At 54.0% G+C, this 14,480-nt stretch carries 13 protein-coding genes; 10 read left to right on the top strand and 3 right to left on the bottom strand.

The annotated features are described in order from the left end of the window. Positions 1–11: 11 nt before the first annotated feature. The 6 genes from menF (at position 12) to menE (ending at position 7,161) form a co-directional block, all read left to right on the top strand. Positions 12–1,319 (top strand): isochorismate synthase MenF, encoded by a 1,308-nt coding sequence (menF, locus tag RHD99_RS17500; protein ID WP_374708440.1) that lies wholly within the window; start codon positions 12–14, stop codon positions 1,317–1,319. 189 nt (positions 1,320–1,508) lie between these two features. Further along, positions 1,509–3,179 (top strand): 2-succinyl-5-enolpyruvyl-6-hydroxy-3-cyclohexene-1-carboxylic-acid synthase, encoded by a 1,671-nt coding sequence (menD, locus tag RHD99_RS17495; protein ID WP_309875563.1) that lies wholly within the window; start codon positions 1,509–1,511, stop codon positions 3,177–3,179. Next, positions 3,176–3,958, top strand: coding sequence for a 2-succinyl-6-hydroxy-2,4-cyclohexadiene-1-carboxylate synthase (menH, locus tag RHD99_RS17490; RefSeq protein ID WP_309875561.1), 783 nt, complete (start codon positions 3,176–3,178; stop codon positions 3,956–3,958). The genes menD and menH overlap by 4 nt, the downstream gene beginning before the upstream one ends. Further along, complete coding sequence (menB, locus tag RHD99_RS17485) at positions 3,955–4,812, top strand: 1,4-dihydroxy-2-naphthoyl-CoA synthase (RefSeq protein ID WP_183271095.1); 858 nt, start codon at positions 3,955–3,957, stop codon at positions 4,810–4,812. The genes menH and menB overlap by 4 nt, the downstream gene beginning before the upstream one ends. After that, positions 4,812–5,777: an o-succinylbenzoate synthase gene (gene menC, locus RHD99_RS17480; RefSeq protein ID WP_309875559.1), complete on the top strand. Its 966-nt coding sequence runs from the start codon at positions 4,812–4,814 to the stop codon at positions 5,775–5,777. The genes menB and menC overlap by 1 nt, the downstream gene beginning before the upstream one ends. 10 nt (positions 5,778–5,787) lie before the next feature. Beyond that, positions 5,788–7,161, top strand: coding sequence for an o-succinylbenzoate--CoA ligase (gene menE, locus RHD99_RS17475; protein WP_309875557.1), 1,374 nt, complete (start codon positions 5,788–5,790; stop codon positions 7,159–7,161). Positions 7,162–7,177: 16 nt separating this feature from the next. On the opposite strand, the gene RHD99_RS17470 is transcribed toward menE, so the two are convergent. The 3 genes from RHD99_RS17470 to RHD99_RS17460 are packed head-to-tail and all read right to left on the bottom strand — an operon-like array spanning position 7,178 to position 10,138. Further along, positions 7,178–8,689: a tripartite tricarboxylate transporter permease gene (locus RHD99_RS17470; protein ID WP_270139723.1), complete on the bottom strand. Its 1,512-nt coding sequence runs from the start codon at positions 8,687–8,689 to the stop codon at positions 7,178–7,180. Positions 8,690–8,713: 24 nt separating this feature from the next. Next, positions 8,714–9,145: a tripartite tricarboxylate transporter TctB family protein gene (locus RHD99_RS17465; RefSeq protein WP_309875555.1), complete on the bottom strand. Its 432-nt coding sequence runs from the start codon at positions 9,143–9,145 to the stop codon at positions 8,714–8,716. A 12-nt stretch (positions 9,146–9,157) separates the two neighbouring features. Continuing rightward, positions 9,158–10,138, bottom strand: coding sequence for a Bug family tripartite tricarboxylate transporter substrate binding protein (locus tag RHD99_RS17460; protein ID WP_309875553.1), 981 nt, complete (start codon positions 10,136–10,138; stop codon positions 9,158–9,160). A 121-nt stretch (positions 10,139–10,259) separates the two neighbouring features. On the opposite strand from RHD99_RS17460, the gene tctD reads away from it, so the two are divergent. The 4 genes from tctD to RHD99_RS17440 all read left to right on the top strand — a co-directional run bounded on the left by tctD (position 10,260) and on the right by RHD99_RS17440 (position 14,479). Continuing rightward, complete coding sequence (tctD, locus tag RHD99_RS17455; RefSeq protein ID WP_309875551.1) at positions 10,260–10,934, top strand: transcriptional regulator TctD; 675 nt, start codon at positions 10,260–10,262, stop codon at positions 10,932–10,934. Beyond that, a complete protein-coding gene (locus tag RHD99_RS17450; protein WP_309875549.1) occupies positions 10,921–12,327 on the top strand; it encodes a sensor histidine kinase in 1,407 nt (468 codons plus the stop codon). Before tctD ends, RHD99_RS17450 begins: the two co-directional genes overlap by 14 nt. Before the next feature lie 174 nt (positions 12,328–12,501). Beyond that, positions 12,502–13,044: a YfaZ family outer membrane protein gene (locus RHD99_RS17445; protein ID WP_183271086.1), complete on the top strand. Its 543-nt coding sequence runs from the start codon at positions 12,502–12,504 to the stop codon at positions 13,042–13,044. Between the two features lie 238 nt (positions 13,045–13,282). Then, positions 13,283–14,479, top strand: a complete 1,197-nt coding sequence (locus RHD99_RS17440) for a nicotinamide mononucleotide deamidase-related protein YfaY (protein ID WP_309875547.1) — start codon at positions 13,283–13,285, stop codon at positions 14,477–14,479. The last annotated feature ends 1 nt before the right edge of the window (position 14,480 follow it).

Raw genomic sequence — 14,480 nt, 5'->3', positions numbered from 1 at the left:
GTGAGGTAAACGTGAATTCAGTTTCTGTCGCGCTGCAACAGTTACAGCTTGCATTGAACGCAGAATTTGCGGACGCGCCAGGGTTACAGCAAATATCGTTTGCCGTAACTCTGAGTGATGCCTCAGATGCTCTTGCGTGGTTGACCACCCAGCGTCTTTATCCTCAATTCTACTGGCAACAGCGCAGTGGCGATGATGAAATCGCCGCACTTGGCCTGGTACGTCAGTTCAATACATTAGAAGCGGCGAGATCATTTCTTGATGATTATGCCGACCAGCCGGCGGTTCGTATCACTGGCGTCAATGCGTTCGACCCCAACCACAGTTTTTTATTTATCCCAAGGCTTGAATGGCGACGGACCGGAGGGGGGGCACAGCTTCATCTGCATCTTTATAGCGAAACGTCCTTAAAGGATGACGCGCGTGCAGCCCAAGCCTTCCTTGAGCAACTCCTGCCTGCCAAACAACTACCGCAACAGCACCTGAATTGCGTGGGCGAACAACATATTCCCACGCAGCCTGAATGGCTGACGCTGATTGACCGCGCCATTACCGCGATTGAACAACACGAACTCGACAAAGTGGTTCTCGCGAGGGCCACCGATCTGCAATTTACCGCTGCGGTTTCTGCGGCTGGATTTATGGCGGCAAGCCGTCGGGTGAATCTGAATTGTTATCATTTTTTAATCGTGTTTGATGCCAACAATGCATTCCTCGGTTCAAGCCCAGAACGCTTGTGGCGGCGTATCGATACCGCATTGCGCACTGAGGCATTAGCCGGAACCGTGGCGAATCACCCTGACGATCACCGCGCCTGGACGCTGGCGCAGTGGCTGCTAAAAGATGATAAAAACCAACGTGAAAATATGCTGGTGGTTGAAGATATCTGCCAACGTTTGCATAAAACGGTCGGGGCGATAGACGTGCTGCCGCCACAAGTTGTGCGCTTGCGGAAAGTGCAGCATTTACGCCGCTGCATTTGGACCGATCTCGCGCAACCTGACGACGCGGCGTGCCTTGCAATGTTACAGCCCACGGCTGCTGTGGCAGGCTTACCGCGAGAAGTCGCGCGGGAATTTATCGCCAAAAACGAACCCTTCGAGCGTGAATGGTACGCGGGTTCAGCAGGATATTTGTCACAACGCCAGTCTGAATTTTGCGTCGCGTTACGCTCGGCAAAAATCACCAATAATATTGTCCGTCTGTATGCCGGAGCTGGCATTGTTGCGGGGTCAGACGCGGCAGAAGAATGGCAAGAAATAGAAAATAAAGCGGCGGGATTGCGAACGTTGTTGACGAAAGATACCCGTCATACTTGACGTTGTCTCTGCGTTGGTTGCACTCACTCTCCCCAATTGCTTACGCAAGTAAGCTCCTGGGGAATAATGAGTTTGGCACCTTGAAACAACTTCAATTATTTAGGGTATAGATAGATAACTAACCCATATCAAAATAACCGTTCTAACAATATTTATAATGAGTCAGCAAAATTGACTCAGGACTTAATCATGTCGATAAGCTCATTTAACCGCCGTTGGGCTACGGTAATTCTTGAAGCGCTAACCCGTCACGGTGTCCGCCATGTGTGCGTGGCGCCTGGTTCGCGTTCTACTCCGCTTACCCTTGGTGCGGCTGAAAATCGGGCTTTCATCTGTCATACGCATTTTGACGAACGTGGTTTAGGTCATCTTGCACTGGGTCTGGCAAAAGCCAGTCAGGCCCCGGTTGCGATCATCGTGACATCCGGGACAGCCGTCGCCAATCTCTATCCGGCGATTATTGAGGCCGGTTTGACGGGCGAAAAACTGGTGGTATTGACCGCCGACCGTCCACCAGAGCTTATTGATTGCGGTGCCAATCAGGCCATTCGTCAGCCTGGAATTTTCAGTTCCCATCCGACTCAATCGATTAATTTGCCGCGCCCAACGCAGGACATTCCTGCGCGCTGGCTGGTTTCAACCATTGATAACGCGCTCGGCCAACTTATGGGTGGCGCCGTTCACATCAATTGCCCCTTTGCTGAGCCGCTATACGGTGAGCAAGATGAAACGGGCATGAGTTGGCAGCAGGCGCTTGGCGACTGGTGGCAAAGTGATAAACCCTGGTTGCGAATGGGCAGTGCTCAGGAAGTGATAAAACAGCGCGACTGGTTCTTCTGGCGGCAAAAACGCGGCGTAGTTGTCGCCGGGCGTTTGAATGCCGATGAGGGAAAACTGGTTGCATCATGGGCGAAAACATTGGGTTGGCCGCTGATTGGTGATGTGTTATCGCAAACCGGGCAGCCGCTGCCCTGCGCGGATTTATGGCTGAGCAACAGCCAGGCCGTCACTGAACTTGCCGAGGCGCAAATCATTATCCAGTTTGGCAGCAGCCTGACTGGAAAACGCGTCTTGCAGTGGCAATCTGCGTGTGAGCCAGAAGAGTACTGGCTCGTGGATAACTTGCCAAACCGGCTTGATCCCGCGAATCACCGTGGTCGCCGTTTAGCCTGCGACATTATTCAATGGCTGGAGCTTCATCCGGCAGAAAAACGCGCCGCATGGGATGAGAAGTTAACGACCCTGGCAAAAATTGCGCAGCAGGCGGTGAAGAAGGGCACCGTTGAATTTGGTGAGGCGCAAATAGCCGCTCGTTTACCTGAATTGTTGCCGGATGGTGGGCAGTTGTTTGTCGGCAACAGCCTGATTGTTCGGCTCGTGGACTCCTTTGCTCAGATGCCTGCGGGTTATCCGGTTTACAGCAACCGTGGCGCAAGTGGTATTGACGGATTGCTCTCGACTGCTGCGGGTGTACAACGCGCAACTGCTCGCTCGACGCTTGCGATCGTGGGGGATCTTTCTGCGTTGTACGATCTCAATTCGCTGGCGCTATTACGCCAGGTTTCCGCGCCGTTCGTTTTGCTGATCGTGAATAATAATGGCGGACAGATTTTCTCGTTATTACCCACCCCAGCCGAGGAACGCGAACGTTTTTATTGCATGCCGCAAAACGTCAATTTTGCCCACGCGGCGGCGATGTTTAACCTGAGTTATTACAACCCGACAAGCTGGGATGAATTGCAGGATGCGGTAAGCAACGCCTGGTTGCGCCCGCAAACCATCATCATCGAGGCGACCGTGGCTGAAACCGATGGCGCGCAAACCTTGCAGAATTTACTGGCGCAGGTTAGCCAGGCATGATCCTGCATGCGGTTTATCGCGAAGGGCGTGATGCCCGTTTACCGTGTCTTGTCTGGCTGCATGGTTTCTTAGGAAGCCTGCGTGAGTGGGATGCGGTGAGCGAGAATTTTATCGATTGGCCGCAACTGCGCATCGATTTGCCCGGTCACGGAAATTCAGCCGATATTACGGTCAGCGACTTTCACCAGGTCGATCAACTTCTGCGAAAAACGCTGCTTAGTTACAACATCCTGAACTACGTGTTAATCGGCTACTCCCTTGGCGGGCGCGTCGCGATGTACCATGCTTGTCAGGGGGAAAACTCCGGTCTGTGCGGCCTGGTGGTCGAAGGGAGTCATCCTGGTCTTACGGATGGAGACGCCCGTCGTGAAAGACAGGCCAGTGACCATCTATGGGGGCAGCGTTTACGTAACGAAGCGCTACAAGATGTGCTCCATGCCTGGTATCAACAAACGGTATTTCAGTCGCTTAATGACCAACAACGCACGGCACTTATCGCTTTGCGGAGTCAGAATAATGCCGCAAGCCTTGCGGCAATGCTTGAGGCGACATCGTTGGGAAACCAACCGGATTTACGGGCGGCGCTTCAGCAAATCCCTCAGCCTTTTTACTATCTTTGTGGTGAGCTGGACGAAAAATTTCGTTCCGTGGCGCACAGCCTGGCTCTTACACCGCATCTTATTACTGCCGCAGGCCACAACGCGCATCGGGACAATCCCGCCGCTTTCAGCGCGTGCCTGCTCAATTTATTGCGAAAACCTATCGAGGATACACCATGATTTACCCAGATGAACAAATGCTCTATGCCCCGATTGAATGGCAGGATTGCTCGGAAGGTTACACTGATATCCGCTATCACAAGTCTGCCGATGGCATCGCTAAAATCACCATCAACCGCCCTGAAGTTCGCAACGCATTCCGCCCGTTGACCGTGAAAGAGATGATCAATGCGCTGGCTGATGCACGTTATGACGACAATATCGGCACCATCATCCTGACTGGCGAAGGTGAAAAAGCCTTCTGCGCAGGCGGCGATCAAAAGGTACGCGGCGATTACGGCGGTTACCAGGACGCAAGCGGTACCCATCATCTGAATGTGCTCGATTTCCAGCGCCAGATCCGTACCTGTCCAAAACCTGTTGTCGCGATGGTTGCCGGGTTCTCCATCGGTGGCGGTCACGTTCTGCATATGATGTGCGACCTGACTATTGCCGCGGAAAATGCGGTATTCGGTCAGACTGGCCCTAAAGTCGGCTCGTTCGATGGCGGTTGGGGCGCATCATACATGGCGCGTATTGTCGGCCAGAAAAAAGCGCGTGAAATCTGGTTCCTGTGCCGTCAGTACGATGCGAAAGAAGCGTTGGATATGGGCCTGGTGAACACCGTGGTACCGAATGCCGATCTGGAAAAAGAGACCGTGCGTTGGTGTCGTGAAATGCTACAAAACAGCCCAATGGCGCTGCGTTGCCTGAAAGCTGCGCTGAATGCTGACTGCGACGGTCAGGCGGGTCTGCAAGAACTGGCGGGTAACGCCACTATGTTGTTCTACATGACCGAAGAAGGTCAGGAAGGACGCAATGCGTTCAACCAAAAACGCCAGCCTGATTTCAGCAAATTCAAACGGAATCCGTAATGCGTCAGGTCGAACTCTGGCGCTTTCAGGTGCCGATGGATGCGGGAGTGGTGCTGCGCGATCGGCGCCTGAAAACGCGCGACGGGCTGCTGGTGCGCCTGACGGACGGCGACAAACAAGGCTTTGGCGAAATTTCGCCATTGCCGGGTTTTAGTGCTGAAACTGTCGATGATGCCCAGGCTGCGGCGCTGCGCTGGTTGCAGGGCTGGCAAGCGGGCGATGGCGGCGAGTTGCCAGACATGCCTTCGGTGGCATTTGGCCTGAGTTGCGCGCTGGCGGAAATCAGCGGTGAATTACCACAAGCGGCGGATTACCGTGCCGCACCGTTGTGTACCGGGGACCCGGATGAACTGTTTGCCATGCTCGACGCCATCCCTGGCGAGAAAATCGCGAAGGTGAAAGTGGGGTTGTACGAAGCCGTGCGCGACGGAATGGTGGTGAATTTGTTGCTGGAGGCCATCCCAGATTTACGTTTGCGTCTTGATGCAAACCGTGGATGGACGCAGCTCAAAGCCCAGCAGTTCGCTAAATACGTCAATCCAGATTACCGCCCGCGTATTGCGTTTATCGAAGAACCGTGCAAAACCCGCGAGCAATCTCGCGAATTTGCCCGTGAAACGGGGATTGCCATCGCGTGGGATGAGAGTTTGCGCGAGCCTGGCTTTGAGTTTGCCGCCGAGCCCGGTGTTACGGCGCTGGTTATCAAGCCAACGCTGACGGGCAGTCTGGAAAAAGTCCGCCAGCAAGTAGAACAGATTCATGCGTTAGGATTGACTGCGGTCATTAGCTCCTCCATCGAATCAAGCCTCGGTTTGACACAGCTGGCGAGGATTGCCGCGTGGTTAACACCGCAAACTCTTCCCGGTTTGGATACTTTGTCATTGATGCAGGCGCAATTGGTGCGTGAGTGGCCAAACAGCCCGTTACCTTGCTGGTCGCTGGAATCCCTCGAGCGTGTACTGTGAGTGATCAAGCATGATTTTCCAGGACTTTCCCTGGCAACATTGGGCACAACATCGCGGTTGTGAATCCGCGTTAACGCTAGGCAGTAAAACCCTGAACTGGCGTGAGTTATGCCAGCGCGTTGATGCGTTGGCTGACGGTTTCCGGCAACAAGGTGTGCGTGATGGGCAAGGTGTTGCCCTGCGAGCAAAGAATTGCCCGGAAATGGTTTTCTCGTTCCTGGCACTGCTGCAATGTGGTGCACGTGTGTTGCCGCTCAATCCGCAGTTACCCGAGTCGCTGTTAGCACAATTGCTACCTGATTTAACCATTCACCATGCGCTGGCTTTTAGCTCGTCGCTAAGCGTGGCTAACATCAACCCGCTCGCGATGAACGAAGGAGCACGCTACCAGGTTGAATGGCAGCCGTCGCGCTATGCGTCGATGACGCTGACCTCCGGTTCGACAGGTTTACCAAAAGCCGTTGTTCATACTGCGGATGCCCATCTTGCCAGTGCTGCCGGGGTATTGGCGGTGATGGATTATGGTGCGCACGATAGCTGGTTGCTTTCACTACCGCTGTTCCACGTTTCAGGTCAGGGCATTTTGTGGCGCTGGTTATTGGCGGGTGGGGGCATGAAAGTGTGTGATTTACACCCATTGAGCGAGGCGTTGCAGGGGTGCTCTCACGCTTCGCTGGTGCCGACACAACTCTGGCGTCTGCTGGAACAATCGCCGTCGCTTGCGTTGCGCGAAGTGTTACTGGGCGGTGCCGCTATTCCCGTTGAACTGACGCAAGCCGCTATCGCCAAAGGCATCAACTGCTGGTGTGGTTACGGTATGACGGAGCTGGCTTCGACTGTGTGTGCTAAACGTGCTGATGGGCTTCCCGATGTGGGTACAGCGTTGCCGGGACGTGAAGTCTCAATCGTCGATGAAGAGGTGTGGATCCGTGCGAACAGCATGGCTTCGGGTTACTGGAAAGCGGGTAGCGTGCTGCCGCTGGTGAATGCTGAAGGCTGGTTTGCCACTCGCGATCGCGGTATGTTGAACAATCATCGCCTGACGATAATTGGCCGCCTCGACAACTTGTTTTTCAGCGGCGGGGAAGGGATACAGCCCGAAGAAGTTGAAAGCATTATTGTGCAGCATCCGGCCGTGAAACAGGTATTTGTGGTGCCGATTGATGATGCAGAATTTGGGCAGCGCCCGGTTGCTGTGGTTGAAGCCGATGACGATTTTGCATTGTCGCAGCTCGACGAATGGCTACAGGGCAAAGTGGCGCGTTTTCAGCAGCCGGTACGCTGGTTGCCTCTGCCCGATGAAATCAAACAGGGTGGAATTAAGATTTCACGAAATCAGTTAAAACAGTGGGTTGCTGATTCATTGGCAAAATGCGCGCCGTAAGGCGCGCGTTTAAACCTTACGCGATATCGACAGCCGCTTTACGCTGGCGGCGAATCAAACGCAGAACCGGTGGCACCACAATCACGATAATTGCCATAATCAGCAGACTCTTCGCCACACCGCTTTCCCACAGAATACTCAACCCTCCGTTACTGATAGACAGCGCACGGCGTAGGTTTTGCTCCAGCATTTCACCCAACACGAAGCCGAGAATTAATGGCGACATTGGGAAGTGCATTTTGCGCAAAATGTAACCCAATACGCCCAGGCCAACCATCAACAGCAAATCGAACGTTGTGCTGTGTACCGCGTAAACCCCCACGGCTGAAACGGCGGCTATGGCGGGCACCAGGAACCACAGCGGGATGCTCAACATCTTCGTAAAGAATCCGATCAGCGGAATGTTCATCACCAGCAACATCACGTTGGCAATCAGCAGTGACGCAATGAGTCCCCAGACGATATCCGGTTGTTCGGTAAACATCGCCGGGCCTGGCGTAATGTTGTAGAGCGTGAGTGCGCCCATCATCACCGCAGTGGTACCGGAACCCGGAACGCCAAGCGTTAACATCGGAATAAACGAGCCACACGCCGAGGCATTGTTGGCCGCTTCCGGTGCTGCCACGCCACGAATATCCCCTTTACCAAAGGTGTCGCTATTACCGCTTAACTTCTTCTCCGTCATATAGGCAATCGCACTGGCAATCGTCGCCCCCGCGCCCGGCAAAATGCCGACGAAGAAACCGATAACCGAAGAACGCAGCGTGGCTCCGGTACAATGCGCGGCCTCCTTCATGTTAAACATCATGCGCCCGGTTTTACGCACCAGCACTTGCCCGCTGCTGGTGCTTTCCAGCATTAACAGAATTTCTGAAACCGAGAACAGGCCGATAACCACGACAATAAATTGCACACCGTCGGAGAGGTGAACGCTATCAAATGTGAAGCGATAGACCCCGGTGTTGGCATCCACTCCGACGGTGGCAAGACCCAGACCAATCAACGCTGCAAGGAACGATTTCAGCGGATTTTGCGCCATCATGCTGCCAAGGCAGGCAATGGCAAAGACCATCAAGGCAAAGTATTCTGCAGGGCCGAATGCCAGTGACCACTGTGCCAGCGCCGGTGCAAAAAGGATCATGCCGATGATTGCCAGGAAAGAGCCGACGAACGAACTGACGGCAGAAATCGACAGCGCCACGCCGCCCCGGCCTTCCTTCGCCATAGGGTAGCCATCAAGTGCGGTCATAATCGCCGCCGCATCTCCCGGCACGTTAAGCAGTATCGATGAGATGCGTCCTCCGTATTCGCAGCCGATGTAAACCGTTGCCAACAGGATCAGCGCAGATTCCGGCGGCAATTTCAGGGCGAAAGCCAGCGGCAGCAAAATCGCCACGCCGTTGATTGGGCCGAGGCCCGGCAGCAACCCAACAATGGTGCCAACAAAGCAGCCAATCAGGGCAATCATCAGGTTTTCCGGCGTCAGCGCCACGGCAAACCCTTGAGATAGATAGAACCAGGTATCCATAACCACACCTTTAAGTTTAAGCCGTTAACTCAACCAAACGCCGAGGGGAAGGGTCACATCCAACAGGCGGTCAAATGACCAGAACAGCACCCCGCCCATCACCGCACCGGAAATGAATGCCGCCGGAATGGTGGCGCCAAACAGCAAACCGACACAGGCGGTGAGGAGCGTCGTAGCCAGCGGGAAGCCAAGCCATTCAAATGACCAGGCGTAGAGCGCCAGGGCAATGACCAAAATCACCAAACGTTGCAGCGTCCGGCGATGCGGCCATTCCACTACGTCGGGATGGCGCAGCAGTAGTAAGATCGAACACAGCAGCATCAGGCCGATAATCACCACCGGGAACGGACGTGGCCCAACGGGTTCATAGCTATATTCGCTTTGAATTTGCCAGCCGATAAACAGACCACCCACACATAGCGCAATCCAGATCCCAGCAAAAATACGATCGCTCATCATCGCCTCCGGTTACTTAGCCAGGCCGAAGGCTTTGGCTTGCTCGCGATAACTCGTGACCTGTTTCTTCACGTAATCGTCCAGTTCTTTACCGCTCATGTTGAACTCGAACAGGCCTCGCAGATCGCGCTGTTTTTTGAAGTCTTCGGTTTGCTGGAGCGCGTTGAAGGTATCCACCCACCACTGGTATTCCGCGTCACTGACTTTCGGGCCAACGTAAAAGCCGCGAATAATTGGCCACACCAGGTCAAAACCTTGCTCCTGGGCCGTTGGGATTTTTGCCAGTTCACCCGGCAAGCGTTTGTCTGAGAACACCGCCAGCACGCGCAGCTTGTCGCCACTCAGGTACGGCACCATTTCACTCAGATCGCCCGAAACCGCCTGCACATGGTTGCCCATCAATGCGGTTACCGATTCGCCGCCACCTTCAAAGGCGACATAACGCATTTTGTGTGGGTCGACATGGGCTTTTTGCGCCAGCAACGCCGTCTTCATCCAGTCCTGGCTGCCGATGGATGCGCCCGCGCCAATCACCACGCTGTTCGGATCTTTTTCCATCGCCGCCAGCAGCGATTTCAAATCTTTCCACGGCGAATCGGCACGCACCGCAATCATGCCGTAGTCAGTGCCCACGCTCGCCAGCCAACGCACATCATCCACGCCATAGCGGCCAAATTTACCTTGTGAAAGGTTCAGCAAAGAGCCGCCAGAGAAGGCGACCACGGTTCCCGCTTCCGCAGGGCGCTGGGCGACAATTGCGTTATAAGCCACCGCGCCCACGCCGCCGGGCATGTAGGTGACACGCATCGGTTTTTCGATAACGCCAGTTTCTTGCAGGCTGACCTGAATCAGTTTGCAGGTCAGATCAAAACCGCCGCCAGGCTTGGCCGGGGCGATACATTCGGTGCGGGAAGGGACTTCTGCTGCCAGTGTATTAAAAACGGTTAATAACAAAGCTGAAGCGGTAAAAGCAGAGAGTAGAGTACGTTTCATTTTTATCTTCATCCTCACGTCAAATTATGTGAACCGCCTTGCAGTAGCTCGGTTGCGTGATTGTTAAAGCATTAACCTTTCATTTACCTTTCACACGGGTTGAAACTTTACAGGATGTGATATGCGTCTCTTACTGGCGGAAGATAACCGTGAACTGGCTCACTGGCTGGAAAAAGCCCTGATACAAGCGGGCTTTGCGGTGGATTGCGTATTTGACGGCCAGTCTGCCGACCATCTGTTACAAAACGAACGTTATGCGGTCGCGGTGATGGATATCGGCATGCCGAGAATGGATGGACTTGAAGTGTTGCAGCGCTTGCGTAAACGCGGGCAGACCTTGCCCGTATTGCTGTTGACGGCGCATAGCACCGTGAGCGACCGGGTGAAAGGGTTGAATACCGGAGCGGATGATTATTTGCCGAAGCCTTTTGATCTTGAAGAACTGGATGCACGACTACGTGCGCTGGTGCGGCGCAGCGAAGGGCAAATCCATGAGCAGCAACAATTAGGGCAACTCGCTTTTCATGATGACGGCTATTTTCTACTGGAAAATAAACCGCTCGCCTTAACGCCACGTGAACACGCCATTCTGACGATGTTGATGTATCGCCGTACGCGCCCGGTTCCCAAGCAGCAACTGTTCGAGCAGGTTTTTAGTTTGAGTGACGAGGCAAGCCCGGAAAGTATCGAACTGTATATTCACCGGCTGCGTAAAAAACTCATCACCAGTAACGTTCAGATCACCACGCTACGCGGGCTGGGCTACGTGCTGGAGTGCAGAGATGCGGGTCATTAAACCTCAGTCTTTATTCGGGCAACTGCTGCTTTTTCTCGGGCTGCCGTTATTTATTTTGTGGGGATTATCTGCGGTGAGCGGCTACCTGAGCGCCATGAACGCTGCCACTCAAGCCTACGATCGTACCTTATTAGCCTCGACGCGCACCGTTGCCGAACAATTGGTGGTGCATGACGGAAAACTTGTCGTGGAGGTGCCGTGGGTGGTGCTCGACAGTTTTGAGCGCAACATGAACGACCGGCTTTATTACAAAGTCACCGACACGCACGGCAAGGTGATATCCGGTTATGACGATTTGCCCGATATGCCCAAAAACACGCCCGGCACGGAGCTTTATCCGGCGCTGGCATGGTTTTATGACGCGACTTACCGGGGGCAAACGCTGCGAGTGGCGCGCCTGCTCCAGCCCGTCAATGAAGGCGGGGTGAACGGCATGGCGCAAATTATCGTCGCCGAAACGGTGCAATCGCGCCACTACCTGGCGGTGCGTTTGTTAGCCTCGGCGACGCTGACCCAGGGCGGTCTGGTGCTGCTGACGTTAACCCTCGCCTGGTTATTGTTAAGACGAGTCCTCAAACCGATGCGCCAGCTTTCGGGGCTGATGGTGCGCCGCGATCCTGGCGATCTCACGCCGTTGCCCGATTTGCTGCCCTGGTCGGAAACGCGCTTATTGATTGTTTCGTTTAACCGGTATATCGACAGGCTGCGTGGTTTAGTCGCCAGGCAATCTCGCTTCAGCGCGGATGCTTCTCATCAACTGCGCACGCCGCTTACGGTGCTAAAAACCCAGGCATCCGTCGCGCTGAGTAGTTCTGACCCGATGCAGTGGCGTGAAAGCCTGGTGGCGATGCAATCCACGTTGGATAACACCATTCATTTAACCGAGCGTTTATTACAACTTTCGCGGTTGAGCCGCCTTGACCAGACGGAAGGGCAGGCCATGGAGCCGGTTGATTTGGTGAAAATCGCCCAGACGTGCTGTTACTCAAGCCTTGCGCAGGCGCGGAGTAAAAATATCGATTTAGGCTATGAAGGGTTGCCCGAAGCGTGGATTGCGGGTGAACCGTTATTGCTGGCGGAAATGTGCATCAACTTGCTGGATAACGCACTGAAATATACCCCAGAGAACGGCATGGTCACTATTCGCGTGACCGCGGGTGAATCGCAAATGATTGAGCTGGAAATTGAAGATAACGGTCCAGGTATTGAGAGCGGGCAAGTTCGTCACGCGCTGATGCCGTTCCATCGCTTAGATAATAGCGCCGAGCAAAGTGGGGCAGGGATTGGGCTGGCGCTGGTGAATGATATTGCGCGATATCACCGCACACGGCCTGAGTTGTTGCGTTCGGCTTTGGGGGGATTGTTGGTGAGAATTAAATTGTTAGCGGTATAAAAAGGCAGGGATGTAACCCTGCCATACATTTAGCCTGTCACAGCATAGCCAATTTTTTTCATTTTCTTACAAACGATTAATGAAAAGAGTTTCTAACACGTTGATTACATCATTCGTGGCTGTAGAATCGGCCTCTTTTCAGGGATATCCCTTTTTTTGCTTAGGATCGAAAGCATGAACAAATTATTAATGGTTGGCGTTGCCGGTTTGGCACTCGTTTCTGCATCTGCAAGTGCAATCAGTATCAGTGGCCAGGCAGGTGAAAAATACACCAATATTGCAGTCGGTTTTGGTAACGACACTCCAGGTCTGGCGATGACCGGTAACTATGCGCATAACGATGACGATGGCGATACTGTGGGCCTGGGTTTAGGTCTGAACCTGCCATTAGGCCCGTTGATGGGAACAGTGGGTGGGCGTGCGGTTTACCTGAATCCTAATGATGGCGATGAAGGTTATGCGCTGGCAGTCGGCGGCGGTCTGAGCTGGAAGATTTTCGATAGCTTCTCGGTGTTCGGTGATTACTATTACTCCCCAGACTCCCTCTCCAGCGGCGTAGAAAACTACCAGGAAGCGAGCGCGGGTGCACGCTGGACGATTCTGCGTCCTGTTGCGATTGAAGCCGGCTATCGTTACATCGGTATGGAAAATAAAAATGGCGAGCGTGACAATGCGATCGCTGATGGGCCATATGTCGGTGTGAGCGCCTCCTTCTAAAATCCTCTTCGTCTTTCATGTTGCAGGGGCGTTGGCTGTGTTCGCTCACCCGAATCACTTAGTAAACTAAGCTCATCGGGATTCGTTCTCTTGCCGCCTTCCTGCAGCACGAAATCCTTTGAGGATTTTTATATTGAATTCATTTCTTAGGCCGCAGTAAATGCGGCCTGTTCATTTCTGGCAATCCCCAAAATAATTTGAGTTATAGTGAATCGTTATCTTCCCGCGGAGTAAAACGATGATAAAAGTGGAAATGCTGTCTACCGGCGACGAAGTGCTGCATGGTCAAATTATTGATACCAATGCAGCCTGGCTTGCAGATTACCTTTTTAACCAGGGTTTACCGATGTCGCGCCGTAATACGGTAGGCGACAGTCTCGACGATTTAATCGCGGTGCTCAAAGAGCGCAGCGAGCAGGCAGATATTCTGATTGTAAATGGTGGCCTGGGGCCAACCAGCGATGATCTTAGCGCACTGGCCGCCGCTACCGCCGCAGGCGTAGAACTGGTGATGCACCAGGAATGGCTTGAGAAAATGGAGCGATTCTTTGCCGAGCGTGGGCGTGAAATGGCGCCGAGCAACCGTAAGCAAGCGTTGATTCCTGCGACCAGTGAAATGGTCGATAACCCCGTTGGTACTGCCTGCGGATTTGCTCTGCAACTTAACCGCTGCCTGATGTTTTTCACCCCAGGCGTCCCTTCCGAATTTAAAGTGATGGTTGACCAACAAATCATGCCGCGTTTGCGCGAGCGTTTTGTGTTGCCGGAGCCGCCAGTGTGCCTGCGACTCACCACTTTCGGGCGTTCTGAAAGCGAACTCGCCCAGAGCCTCGACCCATTGACGTTGCCGGAAGGTGCGGTAATGGGCTATCGCTCATCCATGCCCATCATTGAGTTGAAGCTGACCGGCCCTGCAAGCCAGCGCGAGGCGATGGAGCGCGTCTGGCCACAAGTGCAGCGTGTGGCGGGTGAAAGTGCCATTTTTGAAGGGACGGCAGGGCTACCCGCACAACTCGCGGAACGTCTGAGAGCACAGTCGCTGAATATCGCGGTGAGTGAGCAATTCACTGCGGGATTATTGTGTTTACAACTTTCGAGTGCGCAAGCCCCGTTGGGCAACAGCGAAGTGCTTTCTTCGCGCCCGGAATCGCTGGTACAACTGACCGAACGCGCCAAAACCTTCGCGCTGCAAGCGGGAAGTACCCTGGCGCTGGTGGTGGGGAGCCTGGAAGACGAATGCCTTAACTTCGCCCTCCATACACCAAACGGCACTTATGGTTTACAAGTGAAATTCAGCGTCACCCGCCACACTTTGCGCACCCGTCAGGAAGTCTGCGCGATGATGGCGTTAAACATGTTGCGTCGCTGGCTCAACGGCTGGGATGTCGCCGCCGAGCATGGCTGGGTGAACGTGGTCGAATCCATAGAAATTTAAG

The sequence above is a fragment of the Buttiauxella selenatireducens genome, from assembly GCF_031432975.1.
Classification (GTDB): domain Bacteria; phylum Pseudomonadota; class Gammaproteobacteria; order Enterobacterales; family Enterobacteriaceae; genus Buttiauxella; species Buttiauxella selenatireducens.
Note: the sequence above shows the minus strand (reverse complement) of the source record. Positions and strands in the feature narration are given on the sequence as shown.

Bases quoted from the DNA above. Each gene is read 5' to 3' on its own strand.
- menD (WP_309875563.1), top strand. From the start codon at position 1,509: ATGTCGATAAGCTCATTTAACCGCCGTTGGGCTACGGTAATTCTTGAA.
- menH (WP_309875561.1), top strand. From the start codon at position 3,176: ATGATCCTGCATGCGGTTTATCGCGAAGGGCGTGATGCCCGTTTACCG.
- menB (WP_183271095.1), top strand. From the start codon at position 3,955: ATGATTTACCCAGATGAACAAATGCTCTATGCCCCGATTGAATGGCAG.
- menC (WP_309875559.1), top strand. From the start codon at position 4,812: ATGCGTCAGGTCGAACTCTGGCGCTTTCAGGTGCCGATGGATGCGGGA.
- menE (WP_309875557.1), top strand. From the start codon at position 5,788: ATGATTTTCCAGGACTTTCCCTGGCAACATTGGGCACAACATCGCGGT.
- RHD99_RS17470 (WP_270139723.1), bottom strand. From the start codon at position 8,689: ATGGATACCTGGTTCTATCTATCTCAAGGGTTTGCCGTGGCGCTGACG.
- RHD99_RS17465 (WP_309875555.1), bottom strand. From the start codon at position 9,145: ATGAGCGATCGTATTTTTGCTGGGATCTGGATTGCGCTATGTGTGGGT.
- RHD99_RS17460 (WP_309875553.1), bottom strand. From the start codon at position 10,138: ATGAAACGTACTCTACTCTCTGCTTTTACCGCTTCAGCTTTGTTATTA.
- tctD (WP_309875551.1), top strand. From the start codon at position 10,260: ATGCGTCTCTTACTGGCGGAAGATAACCGTGAACTGGCTCACTGGCTG.
- RHD99_RS17450 (WP_309875549.1), top strand. From the start codon at position 10,921: ATGCGGGTCATTAAACCTCAGTCTTTATTCGGGCAACTGCTGCTTTTT.
- RHD99_RS17445 (WP_183271086.1), top strand. From the start codon at position 12,502: ATGAACAAATTATTAATGGTTGGCGTTGCCGGTTTGGCACTCGTTTCT.
- RHD99_RS17440 (WP_309875547.1), top strand. From the start codon at position 13,283: ATGATAAAAGTGGAAATGCTGTCTACCGGCGACGAAGTGCTGCATGGT.